This is a genomic window from Pedobacter heparinus (assembly GCF_032678725.1).
In the GTDB taxonomy this organism is placed as follows: domain Bacteria; phylum Bacteroidota; class Bacteroidia; order Sphingobacteriales; family Sphingobacteriaceae; genus Pedobacter; species Pedobacter heparinus_A.
Window position 1 is genome coordinate 68048 of the sequence record NZ_JAVTSC010000011.1, and the last position, 25040, is coordinate 93087.

At 42.1% G+C, this 25040-nt stretch carries 22 protein-coding genes; 9 read left to right on the forward strand and 13 right to left on the reverse strand.

The annotated features are described in order from the left end of the window. Positions 1-102: 102 nt before the first annotated feature. The 3 genes from R2Q85_RS16710 to R2Q85_RS16720 form a co-directional block, all read right to left on the reverse strand. Positions 103-963: a toll/interleukin-1 receptor domain-containing protein gene (locus tag R2Q85_RS16710; RefSeq protein ID WP_316812950.1), complete on the reverse strand. Its 861-nt coding sequence runs from the start codon at positions 961-963 to the stop codon at positions 103-105. 1 nt (position 964) lies between these two features. After that, positions 965-2365 (reverse strand): hypothetical protein, encoded by a 1401-nt coding sequence (locus R2Q85_RS16715; protein ID WP_316812951.1) that lies wholly within the window; start codon positions 2363-2365, stop codon positions 965-967. 581 nt (positions 2366-2946) lie between these two features. Beyond that, positions 2947-3582 (reverse strand): hypothetical protein, encoded by a 636-nt coding sequence (locus R2Q85_RS16720; protein ID WP_316812952.1) that lies wholly within the window; start codon positions 3580-3582, stop codon positions 2947-2949. Positions 3583-3946: 364 nt separating this feature from the next. Here R2Q85_RS16720 and R2Q85_RS16725 point away from each other — a divergent pair, with 364 nt between their 5' ends. The 3 genes from R2Q85_RS16725 (at position 3947) to R2Q85_RS16735 (ending at position 5728) form a co-directional block, all read left to right on the forward strand. Continuing rightward, entirely contained in the window at positions 3947-4090 is a 144-nt protein-coding gene (locus R2Q85_RS16725) for a hypothetical protein (RefSeq protein ID WP_316812953.1), read from the forward strand. A 214-nt stretch (positions 4091-4304) separates the two neighbouring features. Next, a complete protein-coding gene (locus R2Q85_RS16730; protein WP_316812954.1) occupies positions 4305-4535 on the forward strand; it encodes a hypothetical protein in 231 nt (76 codons plus the stop codon). A gap of 260 nt (positions 4536-4795) precedes the next feature. Continuing rightward, positions 4796-5728 (forward strand): alpha/beta hydrolase, encoded by a 933-nt coding sequence (locus tag R2Q85_RS16735; protein WP_316812955.1) that lies wholly within the window; start codon positions 4796-4798, stop codon positions 5726-5728. Between the two features lie 98 nt (positions 5729-5826). Here the strand turns inward: R2Q85_RS16735 and R2Q85_RS16740 are convergent, their stop codons facing one another. Next, entirely contained in the window at positions 5827-7269 is a 1443-nt protein-coding gene (locus R2Q85_RS16740) for a L,D-transpeptidase family protein (RefSeq protein WP_316812956.1), read from the reverse strand. A gap of 91 nt (positions 7270-7360) precedes the next feature. On the opposite strand from R2Q85_RS16740, the gene R2Q85_RS16745 reads away from it, so the two are divergent. Further along, on the forward strand, positions 7361-7717 hold the full coding sequence (locus R2Q85_RS16745) for a DUF4180 domain-containing protein (protein WP_316812957.1): 357 nt from the start codon (positions 7361-7363) through the stop codon (positions 7715-7717). On the opposite strand, the gene R2Q85_RS16750 is transcribed toward R2Q85_RS16745, so the two are convergent. Both R2Q85_RS16750 and truA read right to left on the reverse strand, forming a co-directional pair. Then, complete coding sequence (locus tag R2Q85_RS16750) at positions 7709-9475, reverse strand: ABC transporter ATP-binding protein (RefSeq protein ID WP_316812958.1); 1767 nt, start codon at positions 9473-9475, stop codon at positions 7709-7711. The genes R2Q85_RS16745 and R2Q85_RS16750 overlap by 9 nt on opposite strands. Before the next feature lies 1 nt (position 9476). Next, a complete protein-coding gene (gene truA, locus R2Q85_RS16755; protein WP_316812959.1) occupies positions 9477-10265 on the reverse strand; it encodes a tRNA pseudouridine(38-40) synthase TruA in 789 nt (262 codons plus the stop codon). Positions 10266-10405: 140 nt separating this feature from the next. Between truA and R2Q85_RS16760 the strand changes: the two genes are divergently transcribed. Together R2Q85_RS16760 and R2Q85_RS16765 are read left to right on the forward strand one after the other, a co-directional pair. Continuing rightward, positions 10406-10816, forward strand: coding sequence for a DUF4293 domain-containing protein (locus tag R2Q85_RS16760; protein ID WP_316812960.1), 411 nt, complete (start codon positions 10406-10408; stop codon positions 10814-10816). Positions 10817-10900: 84 nt separating this feature from the next. Further along, the gene (locus R2Q85_RS16765; RefSeq protein ID WP_316812961.1) at positions 10901-12790 is read left to right on the forward strand and encodes a DEAD/DEAH box helicase; all 1890 of its coding nucleotides are present in this window, start codon (positions 10901-10903) and stop codon (positions 12788-12790) included. A gap of 71 nt (positions 12791-12861) precedes the next feature. Here the strand turns inward: R2Q85_RS16765 and R2Q85_RS16770 are convergent, their stop codons facing one another. The 4 genes from R2Q85_RS16770 to R2Q85_RS16785 all read right to left on the reverse strand — a co-directional run bounded on the left by R2Q85_RS16770 (position 12862) and on the right by R2Q85_RS16785 (position 17175). Continuing rightward, a complete protein-coding gene (locus R2Q85_RS16770) occupies positions 12862-13206 on the reverse strand; it encodes a hypothetical protein (protein ID WP_316812962.1) in 345 nt (114 codons plus the stop codon). 46 nt (positions 13207-13252) lie between these two features. Next, entirely contained in the window at positions 13253-14251 is a 999-nt protein-coding gene (locus R2Q85_RS16775; RefSeq protein ID WP_316812963.1) for an NAD(P)H-dependent glycerol-3-phosphate dehydrogenase, read from the reverse strand. 75 nt (positions 14252-14326) lie between these two features. Beyond that, positions 14327-15688 carry an efflux RND transporter periplasmic adaptor subunit gene (locus tag R2Q85_RS16780; protein ID WP_316812964.1) on the reverse strand — a complete coding sequence of 454 codons (1362 nt, stop codon included), beginning with the start codon at positions 15686-15688 and terminating at the stop codon, positions 14327-14329. 35 nt (positions 15689-15723) lie between these two features. Next, positions 15724-17175, reverse strand: coding sequence for a TolC family protein (locus R2Q85_RS16785; protein ID WP_316812965.1), 1452 nt, complete (start codon positions 17173-17175; stop codon positions 15724-15726). Positions 17176-17220: 45 nt separating this feature from the next. Between R2Q85_RS16785 and R2Q85_RS16790 the strand changes: the two genes are divergently transcribed. Together R2Q85_RS16790 and R2Q85_RS16795 are read left to right on the forward strand one after the other, a co-directional pair. Beyond that, the gene (locus R2Q85_RS16790) at positions 17221-17838 is read left to right on the forward strand and encodes a polysaccharide deacetylase family protein (protein WP_316813077.1); all 618 of its coding nucleotides are present in this window, start codon (positions 17221-17223) and stop codon (positions 17836-17838) included. Positions 17839-18006: 168 nt separating this feature from the next. Further along, positions 18007-20283, forward strand: a complete 2277-nt coding sequence (locus R2Q85_RS16795) for an aconitate hydratase (RefSeq protein WP_316812966.1) — start codon at positions 18007-18009, stop codon at positions 20281-20283. 60 nt (positions 20284-20343) lie between these two features. Here the strand turns inward: R2Q85_RS16795 and R2Q85_RS16800 are convergent, their stop codons facing one another. Both R2Q85_RS16800 and R2Q85_RS16805 read right to left on the reverse strand, forming a co-directional pair. After that, the gene (locus R2Q85_RS16800; protein ID WP_316812967.1) at positions 20344-20556 is read right to left on the reverse strand and encodes a DUF2007 domain-containing protein; all 213 of its coding nucleotides are present in this window, start codon (positions 20554-20556) and stop codon (positions 20344-20346) included. A 36-nt stretch (positions 20557-20592) separates the two neighbouring features. Beyond that, complete coding sequence (locus R2Q85_RS16805) at positions 20593-21930, reverse strand: GH1 family beta-glucosidase (protein WP_316812968.1); 1338 nt, start codon at positions 21928-21930, stop codon at positions 20593-20595. Between the two features lie 112 nt (positions 21931-22042). Here R2Q85_RS16805 and R2Q85_RS16810 point away from each other — a divergent pair, with 112 nt between their 5' ends. Then, on the forward strand, positions 22043-23158 hold the full coding sequence (locus R2Q85_RS16810) for an alpha/beta hydrolase family protein (RefSeq protein ID WP_316812969.1): 1116 nt from the start codon (positions 22043-22045) through the stop codon (positions 23156-23158). A 13-nt stretch (positions 23159-23171) separates the two neighbouring features. Here R2Q85_RS16810 and R2Q85_RS16815 read toward each other — a convergent pair whose 3' ends face one another. Beyond that, entirely contained in the window at positions 23172-24986 is a 1815-nt protein-coding gene (locus R2Q85_RS16815; RefSeq protein ID WP_316812970.1) for a MutS-related protein, read from the reverse strand. Positions 24987-25040: the final 54 nt, after the last annotated feature.

The window sequence follows — 25040 nt, forward strand, 5'->3', positions numbered from 1 at the left end:
AAATACAAATAGTCTCTTCGAATTAAACCCTTGTATTTCCCAGAGGGATTCTTTTCTAAGTAGAATAAATGATAACAATCGCTGTTCACGATCAACATTATTCTATAAAATCATAATTTCATAGGGAAAACTTGATATCATTACATCATGAATAGGTTTGTCTCGATCAATACTTAGATAATTTCGAATTGATGCAGGAAGAATCAGCGTATCGTCACTTGTCCTGTACCCACCAAATAATCCGATCCTTTCTTCACCATCAATATTTTTTATCATAACTCTGTCACCTAGATTGATCTTTCCAAAAACAGCCAACAATGCCTTCGGTAATATTATTGGTTTATTAATCTCAGTTGAGGCAGCGCGGAGATTTTTTCTCGCTAATTCCATTTTAATGTGTTTTGAATGGGCTTCTCTGCTCGCAGTGTTTGTGTAGCCTTTGATTTTGAAGGAAAAATATTTTTTATCAGTTTCCTTTTCACTGTCTTTAACTTCATCCATTTTGGCTAAAAGCTTTCTATCTGCATTTTCAAGACGCGTCTCAACGCTACGTAATGATTTAATTAATTTTTTTATAAATCCCAGATATTCGCTGGAAGAGAAAACTAATTTATCACCCTCTGAAATTCTAGCGATTGCAGAAACATCCCCAAAAAGCATCAAATCTAGCTCGGCAGGCAGTTCGCACTCCTTATATTTTATTGGGATAATTTTCCTATTGAGATTTGCCAGAACATGTTTTAATTCCTTTTGAACCCATGGCGAATTTATACTACTTTCAGATAAAATAATAATAAAATGTGATGTCTGATCTATAGACTGCTCTAACTTTTCAACAAGGGTATCACCGAAACTTAGCTCATCTTCATCGAACCATGTATGTATCCCGTTTTCGTTGAGATCTGTCTTTAAAGTTCTAACAAACCGCTTGTCATCACTACTATGAGAAATAAAAACCTTCATATCATTTGTCTATTAAAGCATTTATAGTTTTAAATTTGAGCCGAAAATTATATTCCTCCCCTAGTTCTAAGAGAGGTTCTTCCAAATCGTTTGCCTTTTCCATTTCTGCTAACTTAAACCCTACTACAAAATAATACCCGATAACTGTTTGATCACCATTTTTTTGACTTTTAAGGAATGTATCAAACGTTTTCTGAATTTCAGAGTTCCGGGCGTATTTGATTTCCATAAATGCACTAAACTCAATTCGTTGACTGAACCTAAAAGTTATGATGCCTCTCCCCGCATTCTTAACTTCAATTCGACAGTTTATAGCTTTACAATAATGTTTAATTAAACCGTAAAGAAGCAATTGACAAGCTTTCTCGCTTTTAGGTTTATTACCTTCATTGACTAATAATTGGAAACCTTCATGATCTTCAATGAAAGACTGAAATGAATTTGAAATAGCATCGATAAATTGTTGGAATGAGTTAAAATCAGTAATGTTTAATGATAATGGATTTGCAGCAGTATAATTTTCAGTTGCATATTGCCATTTATATACGCCTGCTGGATCAAGATCAAGGTCGTAGGCTTCGTTGTCTCGCTCTGCTTCTTTATATCGAAGGTAGCTTTCCACCCATTCTGGGTTTTGTTTAGCTAAACTTACAATCTTGGCTTTGTCAACATGAGATTTTATTGTCACATTCAAAATGTCCTTAACATTATCATCATATTGTTGCCAGCAGAAATCAAAGAAATCTTGAGAATTCAGGGCGTTTATGGTAGCAAGAAACTTCTTTGGAATTAATATTATCGGGCCATTATTAAATGGATTTTTTGGTAAAAGATATGGTTTAAAAACCCACCTACTAGACTGAGGATCGAATACCCTACACTGTAGATTATCCAATCTAATATTTAAATTTTGACATATGCTTTGAGTATAAGAAATGAATTCCTCTTTCAGAATATTTAAGGTTATATCACTTATGCGGTCTTCTTTAATATTAGAATTGAAGATACCAAGTTCTTCAAAATGATCTAAGTTGGTAATACCGGCATTGATACTATTATAAACGGCCTGGATTATGTTTTTGGCAAAACCGGATCCAGATCCAGCACCGTCTACACTTCCAACAGAATAACCTAAACAGGCTTCCTTCGGTTCTTTAAATACAACTTTACTTGTTAACACTTTCGATCTTGGCGAATTATAAGAGTAGGGTACTTTAGCTGCTTCCAAAAATATATTCTCGAAATATGTCATCATTTTCTGATAGCCTCCAGTGAAGTGCCCTGAATTATCCAAATAGATCAGAAAAGGATCAACAAAAAGCAATGTATCGTCATCCAGTATCGGATCAAACCATGTTTCAGAACCGGTTGTGCTTATATTAAAGTGATTTGAAAAATGCATATACTTGTATTTAATTTGTAGCTATTTATGCTGATAACAATATCCCCCACCCTTAACCATGCGTTTACACTGAGCTCCTTTTTTTGGTGCTGCCCTGGCATTGCGAACTTGATGTGCTATTGGTTTTTGTTGTTGTACTCGGGATTAGTGTATTTTTAGATGCTGAGCTTGGCCCTGAAGTACATACACTACAAGTTCCCCCAGCATTACAATGTTTACAATATTTGCAGCTACTACAGGCATAACAATTCTTACTGCCCGTGCAGGTTGCCAAATGCGCTTCAGCCTTCGGCATATCCTTAAATGCAGAAACATTGGTAAAAGAAAGAATACTACAAAGCAGTACTAATAGAGAAATATTTTTCATGAATGAGGAGCGTCTTGGTTATCTGGTTAATTCAAAGTTTAAGAATTTATTCCAGTATACCAAGTTTATTGAAAATATTTTATCTAATAATTCAATAGTTGGAGAAATAAATCAATATGCATAATTAATATGCCTATTCCGTCCCTTTTGACGGTGTTAATATTTCCAGCATTTACATATCCACATCAACGCCCGGCAAAGTACAAGAGTTTTATTAGGCTTTTTTAACCAGCGCTTCGATTTTATCAATCAAACCCTTGTATTGAACAATTAGATCTTCCTGTTTGAGAAGTTTTTCTTCTAAATATTTGTAATCCCTCAAACGGTTCCTTTTTTCAATCTGCTCCTTATAAAATTCTTTATAAATAGCCGCGGATTCTGCACTGGAGCAATGATCATTCACCTGTACAAAGAAATCCCAGATTTCCTTAAAATCAGCCAATGAATCCACGTAATATTCTATCTGTTGGCGAGGGTCATCATTTAAAGTGATGATTCCATTGGGAATATTGTGTCCATGGCTACCAAAAACATTGAATACAATGTCTAACGACCATTTTCCAAGATCAATCTTTTCCACGATCTCATTATCCTGTTTAATAATGAGATACTTCACATAAGTAGTCTTTGAGAATCCATTTTCTTTATACCCTAGTTTTGCAAAAGCAATCGCATACACTGAAGTGGAATCCGAAACCAAGGAAATCGTTCCAACTTTTACCCTTCCATCAGCTTTGATCGACACATAAGTATGAGGATGATTGGTTTTATAGTTTTCATTTTGCAGATCGGTTAAAGCCTGGGCCTTTAGCGTATTGAACAATTCTAGTCTTTTCGATATATCTGGCATTTATACGGCTTATTATATGTTTTATTGGCACTACTATTTGAGTGTAGCTATTTCGTTTTAATATTAGCTGGTCATCTACGGACAGCGTTTAGTGGTTTAGTTATTTCAAAATTTAAAAATTTATCGCAAGAAAACAATTTAATTGAAATGTTTTTCTAACATTCAATCGCCCAGAAGAATAACAAATATTGTAAACCAAGTTTAATGAAAATTACTTAGTTAACCGGCTAGGCCTGCCTTTTCCGTATTTAAAATCTATATACAAAGAATAAGGATGGGCGAAAAGTATAATATTTTTCCAAATAATAATGGCAATTCTACAAGTTGTAGAAAAACATATCAAATTAAAAACTGTTCATCATCCATGGAAGCACTCGCAAAAATCGATCTGCATCAATTCAGCGAAAGCATAACCGGCGCCTATGCTAACATTCCTTTAAGCCTGGTAAACGATCACGTTAATTTGAGCTTTGAACGGGAAGCTATGCAAACGATGCAAAAAACATAGCAATCAGCCTTGGTAGATCAAAGATCATACATGGTATAAATCTATGCGCTTCCAGGTAAGTTGCGCAATATTAACATCTATCTTATCCAGATAAAAAATAAACCTGCATAATTCCACAGCAAAAATACTAATATTTTTAGTTTTTTTAATCTGAAATTATATCTTTGCTAAAGAATAGCAGCAATACTCAAAATCTATATAATAAATGAATACCATGGAAAAAACAGAAATTAAAATCAGTACAGACTTGAAGAAATTCATTGACAAATTTGAGCCAAATAAGTTCAAAATGCTTGCAAGAGGCATCGAGATCAGAGGCATAAACGATGTACACCGGAGTATTGAACTTGCCAGGGCATTAATTGAGCGCATGAAATTGAAACTTGTTGTACATCATTCTGCCGAAATGGCTCAGTATCGAAGTTTTGAGGTGGTTAACGCTTGATCAAATTCAAACCTGGCCTTCCGTTCCATAGATTCCTCCGGAAGGATTACCTGGGGCCTTCTCCGGGTACTTACAGGATAAAAGGTACCTTTTGCCCGGAAAACCCCAGGAAATCCTCGCGAAATCCCCGATCAGCCCGGAATTTGTGCCTCATGACCTTTCGCAAAGCCCTGTCGTATTTTGCCCTATAATTGTCGCATACATACCGCAGCGGTATATTATTTGTTTTCGAGATTTGTATGGTAACAAAACCATACGATATGAAAACAAATATGATCATCAGTCTCTATCTTATGCTGATTGTAGCAGTAGTGACCTCGTGTCAGCCAGGTCCCGATAAAGGTGCTTCAGCAACACAAAAAGATACCGCTTCGATACCACCCATAAAGCCGGCTGAAAGTGGCTATGCAGCTATAAACGGACTAAAGATGTATTATGAAGTTTACGGCAAAGGTAAACCCATTGTACTGCTGCATGGTTCCTTTATGAATATTCCCTTAAACTGGTCGCATATCATACCCGTTTTGGCTAAAAACCGGAAAGTAATTGTAGCAGAAATGCAGGGACATGGCCGCACAAAGGATATACCTCGTGAATTTAGCTACGAAAGCATGGCCGACGATGTGTCAGGCTTGCTTAAACAGCTTAAAATAGATAGCGCAGATATTTTAGGATACAGCATGGGCGGCGGAATAGCCTTTCAGGTCGCAGTGCGCCATCCAGAACAAGTACGAAGATTAGTGGTACTTTCAGGCACTTATAAACATGACGGCTGGTGGCCTGATGTAGAAGCCAGTTTTGGTACGATGACCGCAGATATGTTCAAGGGCTCTCCTCTCGAAAAACAATATGACAGTCTTGGAAACGATCCAAAACATTTTCCGGAATATGTAAAGAAGGTAATCAGTATAGACCTCAAGCCTTACGATTGGTCTAAGGAAGTAAAAAATAGCAAAGCACCGCTTTTCATGGCCATTGGCGATGCAGACGGGGTACGATATGAGCATGCACTGGAGCTCTTTCGCGCTAAAGGCGGTGGAAAAATGGGAGATATACACGGTCTGCCTAAATCCCGGCTGGCCATTATACCTGGCACAACCCATATCGGCATGATGCAGAGAACAGACTGGCTGATCCCGATGATCAATGATTTCCTGGATTCTGACCTCAAACCAACGCCACCTACATTTTAGAAGCGGTACACATCACCCATTTTACAGAAATGACCTTCTCCAAAAAACCAAAGGAGGAGAACAGTAATCAACACCCTGCTTTACAGAAAAAATGACGGTCATTTTTTCATTTCATTAGCCAATACCCCATCCAGCCCATAAATGTCCTCATTAAATATCACTTTCCCTTTCTGATCAGCAAGTGCGGTAAAATAAGCAAGAGAAATGGGAATTGCTGTAGGTAGGCCAATGTATTTTTCGCGGGGGTAACCACGTTGCATGGCCCTTTTAATCAGGTCATATTTCGCCCCTTCGCCGAAAAGGGCAAGTGCCAGTTCCATCGGCTTTTCTACCCGTACACAACCATGGCTTACGGCTCTGTTCTTTTGATTAAAAGCAGATTTAACAGGGGTATCATGCAAATACACACTGCTCTCATTCTTAAACAGGAACTTGATCTTGCCTAAAGAGTTTTTCATACCCGGCTTCTGCTTAAAGGAATAACTGCCTATATCGGCCTTCTTCCAGTCTATGGCCTCCAGGTCCCAGACCTGCCTGCCGTTTTTAAATGCATTGATGTTATTATTGGCCAGGTAATACTTATCACGGGAAGCATACTTCAAAATCTCATTCTGCGCAATACTTTCCGGAATGTTCCATACCGGATTTACCTGTACACTATAGATAAGGCTGCTGAGTTGCGGGGTCTGCTTGTCAACCTCCCCCACACATACTTTCATACGCAAGATCAACTTTCCCTTATCGATCACATCCAGGCTAAAATCAGCAATGTTGACCCTTACATATTTTTGCCCCGGAGGTCTGTTTTTCCAGCGCAGCCGTTCCAGGTTTAGTTTTAAAAGCTGCTCCGTTTCCGTCAGGGATTTTTCAGGTACCAGAACCTGTGCTTTTAAGGCAGCCTGCAGTGCCAGGTATTGACCTGTAACTGGCTGTATGCTATCCAGGTAGCTTTTAAGATTTTTCAGCTCCAGCACCCGCATCATCAAAATGCTGTCTGGCCCCATGGTTTCAGCGAAATATTCAGGATAAATCTTTAAGGGGTTGACCAGGCCAAACTGCAGTACGTTACTGTATTTTAACAGTGAACTGGCCACAGTTAATTCCAGCGCTACAGTATCTTTATACCTGTTCAGCACATTCCCCGATTTTTTATGGTGCAAGCGATCGCTCATTTTTTTAAGGTCGGATGCATAAAACCGTTCGGGATCCAATCCATGCTGGCCTGAAGCTTCCAGGTAAGCGATTAAGGTATCTAGCTGCCCGGCAGGCGTAAATCTCCTGACCAATACGGGCTGAAAATTATGGGATTGATAAAAAGCAGCGGTAACAGCAGGATAACTCAGACCGGGTGATTTATAATCCAGTATCTTTTTAAATTCCAGTTCAAAATCAGGTATATTTTGTTTAATCGTTACTTTATCCGGAACAGGAATTGAAGGTTGCTGAACCACAACAGGGTTTACAACAGGCCGTTTCACCTTACAGGATAAAAGAACCGATATCCCCAGCAGTAAAATGCAGCTATTGAGCAGTGTTTTCATCACGCAACCCACCTTTCTGGTTTAACAAACCCCGCATCAGATTGTTTGGTTTTATGATATCTTTGTGAGCTCAGACAGATCCTACATAGACATGCAAATAGAAACACATCATATTGGTACAAAAAAAATAGCCGAAATCATATCAGAAGCCATCTTGATCAGCAATGTTGAAGATGCGTTACAACTGATGGCAGATCTTTATTACCAGGAAACTGATGCCATCATTATTGGAGAAAAAAATATCATTCCTGATTTTTTTGACCTTAAAACCGGCATTGCCGGAGAAATTTTACAGAAGTTTTCCAATTACAGGATGCAATTGTTCATCATCGGCGATTTCGATAAATACCCGGGCAAAAGCATCAGGGATTTCATTTACGAAAGCAACAAAGGTAAACTGGTCAACTTTTTGGCCGCTGTTGAGCTGGCTAAAGAAAAGCTAGGCTGAAATACCGGTTGAGTTAAACTGCAGGTCGTATAATTTTTTATAATACCCGTTCAGCTTCAGCAATTGCTGGTGGGTACCCATTTCCTTGATCTCTCCTTTATCCAGCACCAGGATCTGATCTGCCTTTTGAATGGTAGACAAGCGGTGTGCAATCACGATGGAAGTACGGCCCTGCATCAGGTTTTCTATGGCCCGCTGGATGAGCATTTCGGTTTCAGTATCTACCGAAGAAGTGGCTTCATCCAACACCAGAATGGAAGGGTTATACACCAGGGCCCTGATGAAGGAGATGAGCTGTGCCTGTCCTGCAGAAAGTGTAGCCCCCCGCTCCATCACATTGTATTGATAACCGCCCGGCAGACGCTCAATAAAATCATGTGCCCCAACTTTTTTAGCCGCATCCACCACCTGCTCCATACTGATACCGGCATTGTTGAGGGTGATGTTGTTAAAAATGGTATCAGAGAAAAGGAAAACATCCTGCAGTACGGTTGCGATATGACTGCGCAGAAAACTGAGCTCGTAATCCTGGATCTTTATCCCGTCAACTTTGATCTCTCCCTTCTGGATCTCATAAAACCTGTTCAATATATTGATGGTAGAGGATTTCCCCGCACCTGTAGCCCCAACAAGAGCGATGGTTTTTCCTGCAGGCACCTGGAAAGAAATGTCCTTTAATACATAATTATCATCGTTGTAGGCAAACCATACCTTGTCGAATGAAATGGCCCCTTTCATTTGATCAGGAACAAATGTGCCTTCATTTCTGGTTACCTCATCGGTATCCAGCACTTTAAAAACACGCTCTGCCCCAACCATTCCCATTTGCAGGGTATTGAACTTATCGGCAAGTTCGCGGATAGGCCTGAACAGCATACTGATGTACAGGATAAATTCTGTAATGATACCCGGCTTAACTGTGGAATCGTTCAGTATGGTTTTTGCACCATACCAGACCAGTAAACCCAATGACATGGCAGAGATGATCTCCACCACAGGGAAAAATATGGAATAGTACCAGTTGGAGCGGATATTGGCATCGCGGTAACGGCCGTTGATCTTTACAAATTTTTTATATTCCTGCTCTTCCCTGGCGAAATACTGGATGATGGATACTCCGGTGATGTGTTCCTGCAGATAGGTATTTAAATTAGAGACTTCTGTACGGATTTCCTGGAAGGCCGACTTAATGGCTTTTTGAAAAACTGAGGTGGCCATGATCAGCAGGGGCATAGGCAGCAATACCACCAGGGTAAGGGCCCAGTCTTTATACACCATTACACCAATGATCACAATTACCATTAAAACATCCCCGATAATGACAATCAGACCTTCAGAGAAAATCTCGGCAATGGTTTCCAGATCTGATACCGTACGGGTGATCAGCTGGCCTATGGGCGTATTGTCGAAATACTTTAAACGCAGTTTGCTGATGTGGTTGAATACATTGATGCGCAGGTCGCGGATGGCAGACTGGCCAAGGGTATTGGTAAGCAGTGTATGGCTGTACTGAAAAACAGTTTGAAGTACCAGGAGTATCAGCATCAGCATGGTCATGTTCAATAAACCTGCATAATCTCCGGTTAGGATATGGTGATCAAGCGTATAACCAATAAGGATAGGCCTGAGGGGGGCAATAGCAGCCAAAAGTATCGTAAGCACAACAGACCATATAAAAATACTGCGGTAAGGTTTCACGTATTGAAAAATCCTTTTCAATAAGCTTACATTAAACGCATCACCTGTGATTTTAGACATACTACTTTACAAAAGGATAAATTACATTTACTAAATACAAGCCACAGGCTGGAACAGATTGCCCGGCATTACTGCGGTTTTTGCTTTCAATAATCTGTTTAAACTGTGCTAAGTTAAGCTCATTTTTGCCAATTCTGATCAGTGTGCCTACAATTGCCCGAACCATGTTTCTTAAAAACCGGTCTGCCCTTATCGTAAACCGCAACGCACCATCTGCAGTTTCTTCAAAAAAAGCAGCCATTATTTTGCAGTTGTTGGTAAAGGTTTGGGTGTGTGATTTGCTGAAGCAGGAGAAATCGGTATAAGCCAGGAGCATTTCTGCAGCCTGGTTCATCGCATGGATATCCAGTTCTCCTTTGTGTAACCAGGACCGGTTCAGTCTAAATGGGTCTTTATGGAAATGAATATGGTAATGATAAGCACGCGCAGTAGCATCAAACCGGGCATGCGCGGTATTTTCAACTTCAAAAACCCGTTTTACTGCAATCTGGTACGGGAGCAAGGCATTAATGCCATTAACTGAATGTAATGGGTCAGGCCGTTTTGAGGCCGGTTGTCCCTCAGCGGAACCATCTGCTTCAGCATACAGGTCAAAATGGGCATAAAACTGGCTGGCATGTACACCACTATCTGTACGCCCGCAGCCTAATGTACTTACCGGCTGACGAAAATAAATAGTAAGGGCTTTGTCTAAATATTCCTGCACAGTGCTCGCATTTGGCTGGATCTGCCAGCCATGGTAAGGAGTGCCGTCGTAAGACAATTCGATAAAATACCGTTGCGTGTTCAAGGCTACAAAATTATCTTTTTAATCGGATATCGGATTGCTTAGTATCTGCCTTTTGATATATTTGTTGAAATTATTGAACTGATATGATACAACGCGTGCAATCTATATGGCTTTTATTAGCGGCCTTAACGCTAATTTGCATGTTATTTTTGCCTTTATTAACCAAAAATGTAAACGATACGGAATACAGCATTTATACCAATGGGCTTCAGCAACAGCTAAAAGGGGTTTCGGGCAGTGGCGTAAAGATCGAGCTGACCATTATCCCGCTTGCCCTGAATATAGCGGCAGCAGTTTTTTGTTTTGCCAGCATATTTTTCTTTAAAAACCGCGGCCTGCAAAAGCGTGTGATTATGGTAGCCATTTTAATGGTCATTGCCATTGCTGTGCTGTGTGGTATCCAGAGCCAGCAATTTCCTGGAGGAACCGAAGGCATATCAGCTGCTGGGGGTTCATTTTTGCCCCTGCTTGCGATCTTATTTTCTCTGCTTGCCATAGGGGGAATCAGAAAAGATGAGCTATTGCTGAAGTCGGCTGATCGGCTCAGATAATTAATTCGCTGATTTTTATTTAGTTACGAATCAGTGAAATGCCAAAAATTAAACTTACCTTTGCGGCTTAATAAATTATAATACATGATAAACCCATTTAGTAAATTGGGGATAAGTGATGACGTTGTTAATGCTGTAAAGGATTTAGGTTTCGAAAATCCAACACCTATTCAGGAACAAAGTATTCCTGTGCTGTTAGAGGGCAATAACGATTTTGTTGGTTTGGCCCAAACAGGAACAGGAAAAACAGCCGCATTTGGTTTGCCGCTGTTAGAATTGATAGACTTCAAGAGCAATAAGCCTCAGGCATTGATTTTATGCCCAACAAGAGAGCTCTGCTTGCAGATTACTAGCGACATCAAGAATTTCTCAAAGAACATCAGTGGTGCTAATGTTGTTGCCGTTTACGGTGGCGCAAACATTATGCAACAGCTGCGTGAAATTAGAATCGGTGTACAAATTGTAGTGGCTACACCGGGCCGCATGTTAGACATTATCGGCCGTAAGGCTATAGATTTCACCAACGTGAAATATGTAGTATTGGACGAAGCCGACGAAATGTTGAACATGGGTTTCCAGGAAGACATTAACGACATTTTGTCTACTACACCTGACGATAAAAAAACATGGTTATTCTCGGCTACTATGCCTCCAGAGGTAAGAAGAATAGCTAAAAACTACATGGACTCACCGGTTGAGTTAACCATGGGTACCAAAAACACAGGTAACGTAAATATTGAGCATGAGTACTACATTGTACGTGCGAGAGATAAATACGCAGCTTTAAAACGCATTGTGGATTTTAATCCGGAGATTTTTGCAGTAGTTTTCTGTAAAACCAAGCTGGATACCCAGGATGTGGCTGAACACCTGATCAAAGATGGTTACAATGCAGATGCATTGCACGGAGATCTTTCTCAGCAACAACGTGACAAAGTAATGCAACGTTTCCGTGAGCGTAACATGCAATTGCTTATTGCAACTGATGTGGCCGCACGCGGTATTGATGTAAATAACGTGACGCACGTAATCAATTACTCCTTACCAGACGAAATAGAAAGTTATACCCACCGCAGCGGCCGTACCGGTCGTGCAGGTAAAACCGGTATTTCTATCTGTATCATAAACACTAAAGAGACCGGTAAGATCCGTCAGATTGAAAGAATTATCGGTAAACAGTTTACTAAAGCTGAATTGCCTACAGGTTTTGATGTTTGCGAAAAACAACTCTTCTCTTTAGTGCACAAAGTTCACAATGTGGAAGTGAACGAAAGTCAGATTGAGCAGTATATGCCGCGCATTATGGCTGAATTTGAAGAATTGAGCAAAGATGACGTGATCAAACGTTTTGCATCTTTAGAGTTTAACCGCTTTTTAGAGTACTACAAAAACGCACCTGACCTGAACTCTTCTGCAGATGACAGGGGAGAACGTGGCGAGCGCGGAGAACGTGGCGAAAGAGGATCCAGAACAAGCGAAGGTTATACGCGTCTGTTCATTAATCTGGGTTCTGTAGATGACTTTACCCGTGGTGATTTGCTTTCTTTTGTTTGCAACAATGGTAAGATCAGTGGAAAAGCAATCGGCAAAATTGACCTGAAAGGTGTTTATTCATTCTTTGAGGTGGAGAATGCAACCGTAGAATCGTTGTTCAATAACTTTAAAGGTGTTGAATTTAACAACCGCGGTGTAAGGATCGAGAAAACTGCCGATACTGATGGCGGTGGCGGTGGCCGCAGCCGTGGTGGCTTTGGTGGCGGTGGCAGACGCGAAGGCGGTGGCTACAGTGGCGGAAGAAGCGGCGGCGGCGAGCGTAAAAGCTATGGTGGCAGTGGAAGACGCGAAGGTGGAGAACGCAGCAACAGTGGCGGTGGTTTCAGGGACTTCTCTGGAAGAAGCCGTGAAGACAGAGGCGGAAGTGGTGCCGGCAGACGCGAAGGCGGTGGCGGCGGCGACAGAAGACGCAGGTCTTAACATAGCCATAAATAATAAGAAAAGCCCTTCGGAAATTCCGGAGGGCTTTTTGTTTGAATAAAATCCTGCAATTATGGATTAGTTTCTGGTTTATTTCTGATCTGTGCGGCTTTCAGATATACTTTAGCCCCCTTTTTATTGATATAGTACTTGTTGTTTTTACCGTCGATGTACACGTTAGAGCCATCGGGTGCCATTTTTCCTTTATAGGTCTGGTCAACTACTTTCGCTCCGCCTTTTACGGCAACTTCTGCGGTTTTATTGCCTACCTTAGTAGCAGTTTTACCAATAGCCTTTCCGGTTTTATCAACGGTTTCACCTACCGTTTCTTTTTTCTTTTCCTGTGCGCTGGAAGTTATTACTGCTGTGGAGCACAATGCCAGGCTGAGCAACCCCACGATAAATTTTGCTTTCATAGTTTGTATTTTTCTTAGAAAACAACCCATATGGTTTTTTGTTTTTTTAGTTCAGCTGCTCGGTGAGCAAACGCATCTCCATATGGGGAGCATGATTTTCGTACAGTATAGCATATACTGCCCGGCTGATTGGCATGTGCACTTTATACTTTTCATTGATCACATGCATACAACTGGCCGCATAATAACCCTCTGCAATCATATTCATTTCCAGCTGTGCAGATTTTACCGTATAACCCTTCCCTATCATATTGCCAAATGTACGGTTACGGCTAAACTGCGAATAGGCGGTAACCAGCAGATCACCCAAATAGGCTGATTCTTTAATGTCCCTTGAAATGGGATGCACTACATCCACAAAGCGTTTGATCTCTCTTATGGCGTTTGAAATTAAAACGGCCTGAAAATTATCGCCATAGCCTATGCCATGACAAATGCCACTGGCTACGGCATAAATGTTCTTCAATACCGCTGCGTATTCGGTGCCAAAAATATCATCTGAAACATTCGTTTTGATATACCTGGTATTCAACAGGTTGGCAAAAAAACCGGCCAATCCTACATTTACTGAAGCAATGGTTAAATAAGATAACTTTTCCAGTGCCACCTCTTCTGCATGACAAGGTCCGCTGATCACCAGGATATCCTCCAGGGCCACCTCGTATTTCTGGTTCAGAAACTCGGCAATGATCTGATTTTCATCAGGAACAATCCCCTTAATGGCCGAAATGATCTTTTTGCCTTTCAGTGCTGCCGGGCTGATCTCCCTAAGTGTGGCTTTCAAAAATGCAGCAGGAACATTTAGTATGATGTAATCTGCCTGTTTGATAATGGCAGCGATGTCATCAGAAATATTATCCTCCGGGATCCTGATCTCGACCGAGCTCAGGTAGTTCGGGTTGTGTTTATATTTTTGCAAATGGTTAATGGCATCGGCATTGCGCATCCACCAATAGATCTCTTTTGTTGAAAAATTATCTGAGAGCATTTTTATAATAGCAGTAGCCCAACTACCCCCACCAATCATTGCGACTTTAGGTATCATACATTATAAATAAAAAATCCCGGTTTAATGTTTTAAACCGGGACAATTTACTTATTAAAAAAGGATTGAAAAAGTTTACTTCTTGCCTGGCTCAGCAAACAATTGATCCTTAGCCACTTTCTTTACTTTCATTCCATCCTTTAATTTATTTTGTATGGCAGAATAAGGACCGGTCACTACTTCCTGACCTGCTTTAAGCCCCGTTTTAACAATGATGAACTGATCGTTCTGAATACCGGTAGTCACTTCTGCCTGCTTAACGGTCTGATCTGCATTGTACAGGTAAACGTACTGTTTCACTTTTTTATCTGTCAGCTTTGACTTCTGCTTGTCGGCGGTCTCCTGGTTATCCTGTGTTTTTTTGTCCTTATCTCCATTCTTACTTTTATCCGTAGTAAAAACGGCCTGGATAGGAATAGAAAGTCCGTTCACGGTTTCGCTTTCGATATCCACAGTGGCAGATAAGCCTGGTCTGAATGGCGAAGGCAGGTCTTTGGCACCGCCGGTAATGTTACTGTACGATTCGGCAAGGATGCGGACCTTCACATTAAAATTAGTGACCTGATCTACAGTGCTGGTGGTAGAGCCTACATCTTTGGATGAACTGGCAATCTCAGTAACCACGCCTTTGAATTTTTTGTCCGCAAAGGCATCTACCTCAATGGATGCACTGTCTCCCACTTTAACCCTGTTGATGTCATTTTCGTTCACATCTACGTTAACTTCCATCGAAGAAAGATTAGAGATCCGCATGATCTCGGTACCTGCATTCTGAATGGTACCCAGGATCCGGTCGCCCAGCTCTACAGACAATTTGGAGATCACGCCATCAACCGGTGCAAATATGGTCGCTTTTGCCAGGTTTGCACTGGCTTCCTGTACATTTGCCCCGGTTTGCGCCAGTTGAAATTTAGCAGCAGTATAATCTTCTCTTGACCGGCCTAAGTTTGTTTTTGCGGTAAGGTAAGCGGCTTTAGCGGCATCAAATTCAGATGCAGAGATCACTTTCTTATTGAACAATTCTACATTCCTTTTGTAAGTGGCTTCTGCATTGATAAAATTAGCCTGGTTTTGCTGCAGCATTTGCTGGGCAGCAGCCACACTCGCTTTTTGCGAACTGTTGGAGGCAATAGCCCTGTCATAGCCGGATTTCAACACATCCGGACGCACTTTAACCAGTAACTGTCCCTTTTTTACCAGGTCCCCTTCCTTAACCAGCAGCTCAGTTACTTCTCCGGAAACCTCTGCACTCAGTTTCACCTCTGTTTCGGGCTGTATTTTTCCACTTGCAGTAACGGTTTCCACAACTTTCCGTTCAGCTGCCTTTTCAGTGGTTATCTTCTCGCTTTTGTCGCCGCCAATAACTCCGCTATATACGCCGATTCCCAGCAGGATGATGACAATGCCTACGATGATTAATATGGTTTTTAGTTTCATTCTCTATGTTATTATATATTATATGCTGTAAATGGTTAAAAAACAATTTGTTTTCCCAGGTAGTAATCGATCACTTTTGCCTTGAAAAGCAGGTCGTACCTGGCCCTGATCATATCTATTTCTGCTTTATTTTTATTGGTCTGGGAAGTACTGTAATCCAATGAATTTACCAAACCTACATTATACCGCTGTTCGATTACAGAGAACGCTTCTTTTCTGGCATTAAACGTTTTGGTGGATGATTCGAAAGTACTTTGCGCAGCTTTTAAATCTGCAACGGCCTGGTAGATGACTTTGTTCAGGTTGTTTTTTGTAAGCTGCTCATCCGTTTGGTTCTGCTGGTAATTGATTTTTGCCCTTCTTACACTTGACCTTGCACTAAAACCATTTAAAATCGGGATCTGTAAACTTACACCAATATACTGGCCAAAATTATCGGTCAGCTGATCTTTAAATTTATAGTTTTCTGCAAAGGTTGTAAAATCGGGGGTTACCACAGCTTCATTTGTTGTCTGTGTTCTGCCAATTTCTTTAAAACCATTTGCCTGTATGGAAGTGATCCGCTGCCTGCCACTTGAATAATTGGAGTTCAGACCTGCACCGGCAGACAGACTCGGGTAATAATTCCCTTTAGCTACCATTATCCCCTTCCTGGCGGCCTCAGTCCTTAAACCCGCAAGTTTAACATCCGGAAAAAACGACAGCGCATCTGTATACACCTGTTCAGGGTCGTAAATGAATGCAGAATTTTCAAAGTTAGCTACGTCGGGGGCCTTAACCTCATATTTTGTGGAAGATGGGACGTCCATTAACTGGGCAAGGGTTAAATAAGAGATGGTCAGGGCATTTTCAGCTGTAGTCACATCCAGTTCTGCCGTAGCTACCAAGGATTTAGATTCTGCCAGGTCAGCCAATGTTTTATTACCTACATCAAGTAACTCCTGTTGTTGTTTCAATTGTTTTTGAGCTACAGTCAGCTGCTGTTTCGCTGCCTGCAAAAAATCTTTGTTGTACAGGATCTGCATATAGGCTGTAACCACCTGAAGGACCAGGTCATTTTTAATTTTTTCTACATTTGTTTTGTCCGCATCCAGCAACAGCTTGTTCTGCTTAATCTGGTTGAGCTTCTGAAAACCCTGAAATACAGTTACGCTGGTAGAAACCCCGCCATTAAAAGAAGAGAATTTCTGACTGTTAAATGATTGCGTGGAAGGATCCAGGCTCCGTCCAAAATTGGTGTTGAAATTTCCGTTACCATTTAGCGTTGGCAAAAGCGCATTTTTGGATTGACTCAGATTCTCATCGGCCAGACTTTCATTCAGCTTGGCCTGTTTCACCTGGAGGTTGTTCTGCAAGGTCACTTCTATAGCCCGCTGTACAGTTACAACCTCCTGAGCAGCCAACTCTTGCGACTGGCCCAGAAGGAAGATAATGGACAAAGCCAGACCAAGCTTGGGTAAAGTATTATAGGAGATGATTGTCTTCATAGATTTTTTTTTCACAATATTAATACAAACAACTTACATTTGGATATGTACCTGGTCAAATCACCTCTATTGTTAAAATGGTATTACCCAAAGTTAACCTGGAATAAAAACCGCGATCAAAAAGTAATTTATTTAACCTTTGACGATGGACCCATACCCGATGTTACATCATTTGTTTTAAAAACTTTAAAAAGTTTTGACGCTAAGGCAACATTTTTTTGTATAGGTGACAATATAGTAAAGCATCCTGATATTTTTGAAGAGATTAAAAAACAGGGACACCAGATTGGCAACCATACTTTTAACCACCTGAAAGGTTGGGTAACAGACGATGGGCGCTATCTTGATAATTTCCGGCAATGCCAGGAGCTTACGGGCACAAACTTGTTCCGCCCCCCTTATGGCCGCATCAAAAAATCTCAGGCCAGGGGCATCAGGGCCTTAATACCGGAAATGCAACTCATTATGTGGGATGTGCTGAGTGGTGATTTTGATGCCGGGCTTTCCCCTCAAAAGTGCTTTGAAAACGTCATAAACCATACACGGAATGGCTCTATCATTGTATTTCATGACAGCCTGAAGGCTTTTGACAGGCTGAACTATGCTTTGCCCCGCAGCCTTCAGTATTTTAAGGAAAAGGGCTATAGTTTTGGAATACTTTGAGCTTTTTGTCAATAGCTGGCCCGGGTCAAGGTGTCTTTTTTACACTTTTAGTTATTTAGAATAGGTATAAATAATATAATGATCTGCAGATGATCATCAAGGGCTGTTTTTTTTTGTAAATTCGCTACCAATTATTGTAATAACTTACCCTTTTAATACATATTATCAATGGCTTTTGATATAGAAATGATCAAAAAGGTGTATGCAAACTTTGGCCCCCGTGTAGAGGTGGCCCGTAAATTAGTAGGCAGACCTTTAACACTTTCAGAAAAAATACTTTATACCCACCTCTGGGAGGGAAATACGAATACTTCTTACAACAGGGGTGTGGATTATGTGGATTTTGCTCCTGACCGTGTGGCCATGCAAGATGCTACTGCACAAATGGCCTTATTGCAGTTTATGCAGGCTGGCAGACCACAGGTGGCTGTTCCTTCAACCGTTCACTGTGACCACCTGATTACAGCTAAGTTTGGTGCGGAGATCGATTTACCTGCGGCAAATACGGAAAGTAAAGAGGTTTTTGACTTTTTAGCTTCCGTTTCAAATAAATATGGTATCGGTTTCTGGAAACCGGGTGCAGGTATCATCCACCAGGTGGTACTGGAAAACTATGCATTCCCGGGTGGAATGATGATTGGGACCGACTCACATACGGTTAATGCCGGTGGTTTGGGGATGGTTGCTATTGGTGTTGGGGGTGCTGATGCCTGCGATGTGATGGCTGGTTTGCCATGGGAGCTAAAATTCCCGAAACTGATCGGTGTTAAACTAACAGGAAAATTAAACGGATGGACTTCTGCAAAAGATGTGATCCTTAAAGTTGCCGGCATCCTGACGGTAAAAGGTGGTACCGGAGCGATTGTGGAATATTTTGGCGAAGGCGCAGAAAACCTGAGCTGTACCGGCAAAGGAACCATCTGTAACATGGGTGCCGAAATTGGTGCAACGACTTCGACTTTCGGCTATGACGAGAGCATGGAGCGTTATTTAAGGGCAACCAACAGGGCAGATATCGCCGATGCCGCAAATGCAATAAAAGAACATTTAACAGGTGATGCAGAAGTTTATGCAGAGCCGGAAAAATATTTTGACCAGCTGATCGAGATCAATCTTTCTGAGCTGGAACCTTATCTGAACGGACCTTTTACCCCGGATCTGGCTACGCCTATTTCTAAAATGAAAGAGGTGGCTGCTGCAAATGGCTGGCCGTTAAAAGTAGAATGGGGACTGATCGGTTCTTGTACCAACTCTTCTTACGAAGATTTGTCGAGGGCTGCATCTATTGCCAAACAGGCTATTGACAAAGGGTTGACAACCAAAGCTGAATTTGGGATCAATCCCGGGTCTGAGCAGGTACGTTATACCGCCAACCGCGATGGTTTGCTAGGCACTTTTGAAGACCTGAATGCCACCATCTTTACCAATGCCTGCGGACCATGCATCGGTATGTGGGACCGCGTTGGTGCTGAAAAACAAGAGAAAAATACCATTGTACACTCCTTTAACAGAAATTTTGCCAAACGTGCCGATGGCAACCCGAATACTTTCGCTTTTGTTACCTCTCCGGAAATTGTAGCGGCGATTGCCATTGCAGGCGATCTCAGCTTTAACCCGTTAACGGATACCCTGACCAATAATAAAGGCGAGCAGGTTAAACTGGACCCGCCAAAAGGAGATGAACTGCCGGTAAATGGTTATGCTGTGGAAGATGCAGGTTATCAGGAACCGGCTGCAGATGGCAGTGGTGTACAGGTGCTGGTTTCTCCAACTTCGCACAGGCTACAATTGCTGGATCCTTTTACTCCATGGGAAGGCACAGACCTTAAAGGACTGAAACTGCTGATCAAAGCAAAAGGAAAATGTACAACGGATCACATCTCTATGGCTGGCCCATGGTTGAAATTCCGTGGTCACCTGGACAACATTTCCAACAACATGCTGATCGGTGCGGTCAACTTCTTTAACGACAAAACAGATAACGTTAAAAATGAGCTGACCGGCGAATATGGCCCTGTTCCAGCGACACAACGCGCTTACAAAGCTGCCGGAATCGGCTCTATTGTAGTGGGTGATGAAAACTACGGTGAAGGCTCGAGCCGCGAACATGCAGCGATGGAACCACGTCATTTGGGTGTACGTGCAGTATTGGTAAAATCTTTTGCCCGTATCCACGAAACTAACCTTAAAAAACAAGGGATGCTCGGCTTAACATTTGCCGATAAAGATGATTACGATAAAATCCGTGAAGACGATACCATTGACATTGTTGGTTTAACCACTTTTGCACCTAATGTGCCTTTAACACTGGTATTAAACCATGCTGATGGGTCTAAGGAAGAAATCATTGTAAATCATAGCTATAATGCACAGCAGATCGAGTGGTTTAAAGCAGGTGGTGCGTTAAACATTATCCGCAGAGAAGCCGCAGCTAAAAACGCATAGCAAGGGTTTTGATATTAAGTACTGAAGCTCCCGCCTTAAAACGGGAGCTTTTTTTGTCTGCTATAAATCTGCTGCAAGAATAGCCTTTGCAGCTTCAACATCCCTTTCAAAAAGGTTTAACTTTACTCCTCCTATTGCCTGGTTGTAACCAATCTGACTGCCCATATTTTCATCAGCAAGAAAACACTGTATGCCCGCATCCAGCAGCCTTGACTTTACCATATGTGCCGCTATAGGGTCGTAAAAAGTTTCAAATACGATGATCTTATCCATAAATTAAGTTTAAACATAAAGATACGAAAAGCTTTTTTAGTGGTTCAAAAAGTCTCTGAACCATAGCCCGGAATCCTTAACCGTACGCTGCTGGGTTTTAAAATCCGTATACACCAGGCCAAAGCGGGCATTAAAACCTTCGGCCCATTCAAAATTGTCCATCAGTGTCCATGCCATATATCCGGTAATGTTGAGTCCTTCCTGTTTTGCTTTTAGCAGGGCCGCCAGGTATTGTTGAAAATAAGCAATCCGTTCCTGATCATGAACCTGGTTGTTGATCAGCTTATCGGGATAGGCAGCCCCGTTTTCCGTGATCATTAAACTTTTGATACTGGGATAGGCCGCAAACTGTTTGATGATGTTGTAAAAACTAGCTGCATTAATTTCCCATCCCATAGCTGTATGTGGCTTTTTACGGCTTTTGGCTTTTACTTCCCAGGCCTGGACCACCGGAATAAAAGCATTGTACCTGATGGTTAAGGGAAAATAGTTCTGAATGCCTATAAAATCAAAATCGAAAGCCAGGCGTTTGGTATGACGCCAGGTAGAATGCTGGACGGCAAACCTTTCCATCAGTTCCCAATCTGCTGTTGGATAGCCCAGACCCAATGCGGGTTCAATAAATAAACGGTTCATCAGGCAATCTACCCGCTTTGCAGCCAGCAGGTCTGATTCACGCTGTGTATAAGGAATAATTTCTGAGCAGGAAAAGCTGGTACCGATATTTGCATGCTGAACTTCGGCCCTCAGTATCCTGCCCCCGTCTGCCTGTGCGATTGCGGTATGGTGAACCGCAGAGAAAAAATTGGTTAAGCCTGTTTTGCCGGGTGCATGAATGCCCAGCATATAGCCTAATGAGGTAAAGCCAAAGGGCTCATTCAGTACAATCCAGTTTTTTACTTTATCTCCGTACGCTTTGGCACAAATGGTCACAAAATTATTGAAGCTGTTATTGACAGAAAAAGCCGTCCAGCCCCCTTCATCTTCCAGTGCATCGGGCAGGTCCCAGTGGTATAGCGTGACATAAGGTATCAGGCCCTGCCGCAGGCATTCGTCAATAACCTGGTGATAAAAAAGGAGCCCTTCGGCGTTGATACGCCCTTTGCCCTGGGGCAGGATGCGCGGCCAGGAAATGGAGAAACGAAAAATAGCAAAGCCAAGGGATTTTACCAGGGCAATGTCTATTTGATAACGGTGGTAAAAATCGCAGGTATGCGTTAATAAATGCCCCTTTTTGATTTTACCAGACCGCCTGGAAAAGGTATCCCATATTGACAACCCTTTCCCATAACCTTCTGCAGCGCCCTCAATCTGTGCTGCAGCTGTGGCTATACCCCATAAAAAATCACTTCCAAAATCTGAGGCTTTGATCATATTTACCAAGTATAAGGAACAATATGCTAATCATTTATGAAGTTATTGTTAAGCTTGTCCACTGTTTGTTACTTTTGTATTCAAATATCCCAATTATTTTAATTTATAGCTGATGAGACAACATTTATATACGATAGCAGCTTTGGTCATGTTGGGCACGCTTTCATTTGCCCAGCAACCAACTGACACCTTGGCAAGGCCACAGGACCCCAAAGATTTTCCTTATAAACAGGAAGAGGTAACTTTTACCAACCCCACTGGCGGACATAGCCTTTCAGGAACACTCAGCTTACCGGCCAATGGTAAAGCCAGCAAAATTGTCATTTTAATTACGGGATCCGGGCCACAGAACAGAAATGCGGAACTGGCCCCTTATAACCACCGTCCTTTCTTAGTGCTGAGTGACTATCTGACACGACAGGGAATTGCTGTACTCAGGTATGATGACAGGGGCGTAGGCAAATCTACCGGTGTTTTTGCCAAAGCGACTACCGCTGATTTTGCAGATGATGCGGAGGCTGCAGTAAATTATATCTTTTCCCGGGCTGACCTTAAAAACATGGCTATAGGATTGGCCGGCCATAGTGAAGGGGGTATGATCGCACCAATTGTTGCCAGCCGGAACCCGAAAGTAAAATTTGTGGTGTTAATGGCTGCCCCCGGAATTCCGGTCTATCAACTCTATGCACAGCAGATCGACAATGCAATGAAGCTTGCAGGAACTCCTGCAGACGAGGCAGCAAAGAAAATGGCTACCAATTTAAGGATCTTTACTGCGATGAAAGATGCGGCGGAGCTCCCGATGGAACAGGCGGCCCTCACTGTTGAGCTGGCCTTACGCAAAGAATTTGACCTTTTGCCGGTAGAAGCGCTCGACAGTGAGACTAAAGCAACTGTCATTCAACATACGTTAAGCAATTACAGGACACCCTGGTTCCGGTATTTCATTGGGTTTGATCCTGCCATTTACCTGACCAAAGTAAAATGCCCGGTACTGGCCATTAATGGGAGCCTGGATTTTCAGGTTGCCCCTACCGAAAATTTAGCCGGCATTAAAACTGCAATGGAAAAAGCCGGGAACAAAAAATTTGAAATTGTGCCTATGGAAGGGTTAAACCATTTGTTTCAAAAGGCGGCTACAGGAGCAGCAAGTGAATATGGCCATATTAAAGAGACATTCAATCCCGCTGCGCTGCAGAAAATCTCTGCCTGGATAAATGGCATATGAGCTAAGTTGAAAATCAGCTCAGTGTTAAACCGATCTGTTTGAGCAATAAGGCCGCGTTAAAAGTTTTACATGGCCCGTGTTTCAGCTTATAATCAAAGTTCATCTCCCCTTCCGAGATCTGGATATCAAAATGATAGTTCCTGATCTGAGCTGGATAATCTGCTTCCATCTCTGACAATTGCAGATCATGCGTGGCAAATAATGCCGGGGTTCTTTGTTCAATCATTTTTTCTATAAACACTTTAGACCCCAGGTATTTGTCTTTACTGTTGGTTCCCCTCAGCATTTCATCTATCAGCACAAAGGAATTCCGGTTGGCCTGTATGGCATCCAGGATCATTTTTAACCGGTTGAGTTCTGCTTTAAAGGTTGAAGTATGGTCGTTCAGCGAATCTTTGATCCGCATGTAAGAAAGTATCCTGAAAATAGATACCGACATGGTCGCTGCACAGACCGGCGATCCGGCGAAAGCGAGGGCCATATTGATCCCTGTGGTGCGCAAAAAAGTACTTTTCCCGGCCATATTTGAACCGGTAACAATGTCAACTGTAGGTTTAGCCGCTACATCAAAATCATTTTCCACCCGCTCTTTTTCAGGAATCAGCGGATGGCCCAGCTTGCTGGCTTTTAAATGAAACCCATCTTCGATTACAGGAAAATTCCAATCCGGCTGGTTATAGCTTAAGGTAGCAAACGAGATGAGCTCTTCAAACTGACTGATCCGTTGCATGCCTTTGATCAGCTGTACGGAAGATTGGTCATGCCAGTTGCTCAGGCTGATGGAACATTTAAGGTCCCACAGCAAAAAGAGGTTCAATACCGCACTTACAATAATGTTCAGCCGGGCATCAAAGGCCTGGATAATAGCCGACAGCTTCCTGATCTGCGCACTTACCGGCTGGTCTGACCTGCTGTTGTCAAAAAAACTTTTAATGTAGACACTGTTCCAGCTCACCTCTTCTGTCCATTTGATGGTGCCGGCAAAGGCATTGAGCAGCGCCGACCCTTTACTGAAACCATTATAAACCCTGTTAATGGCGCTAAGGTTAAAAAAGGTAAGCCCGGAATTGAAAACCAGGACCAGGGCAAAAAACTGCCATAACAATCCCCCATACCAGCTGGCCAGGGCAAACATCCCAATGGTTACAAAAGGAACAAGTTTGACATAGAACTGGAGGGTCTGGTTACGGGCAAACTTAAGCTGTCCGGGCAGCTCATGCTGCAGCTTGGTCTTAATGACCCGCAGTTGCTCGGGCTTATGGTCCTGCAACTCGGCCCTGAAATGAAAAGTTTGTTCAATATGCGATTCGAGTTCTGCAATGGCCTCCTGTCTTTGCAGGATCGTTGTTTTATCATTTGGACGCTTCAGGTTAGCTGCCAAAAGGTCGAGTCCGTCATTGGTATTGCAGCGGTTAAGGAAAGCGTATAAAGAACCCTGCCCAAATATATCGAGATCGGAAGAATAGGGATGGGATTCGTCGGCATAAACCGCACCATCATCGTACCCGTTTTTACCGCCGCTTAACTGCGTTGCTTCGTTCTGGTAAACCCAGAACAAGGCTTCTGCATAGCTCAGTTCATATTGTACTGCAGTTTGTTTTTTTACTAAAAAGAGGAACAGCACCAGGGGTACAAAAAGCAATATGCCGTAAAACCATTCAAAGCCAAAGTTAATGATCAGGGCAATGATCAGGATTTCGGCAATAAAGAGCCCCAAACGGGAAAAAGAAATGTGATTTAGCCTGCGTTTGAGCAGGTCAATATGCTTTTGCTGTGCTGCAGCTTTATTTTGATAATCACTAAGGATACTATGTTTTGTTTTTACCATTATATTTGAACTCCCGGATAGTTTATTGCTTTAAACTTTGACCTGAATCAGGGC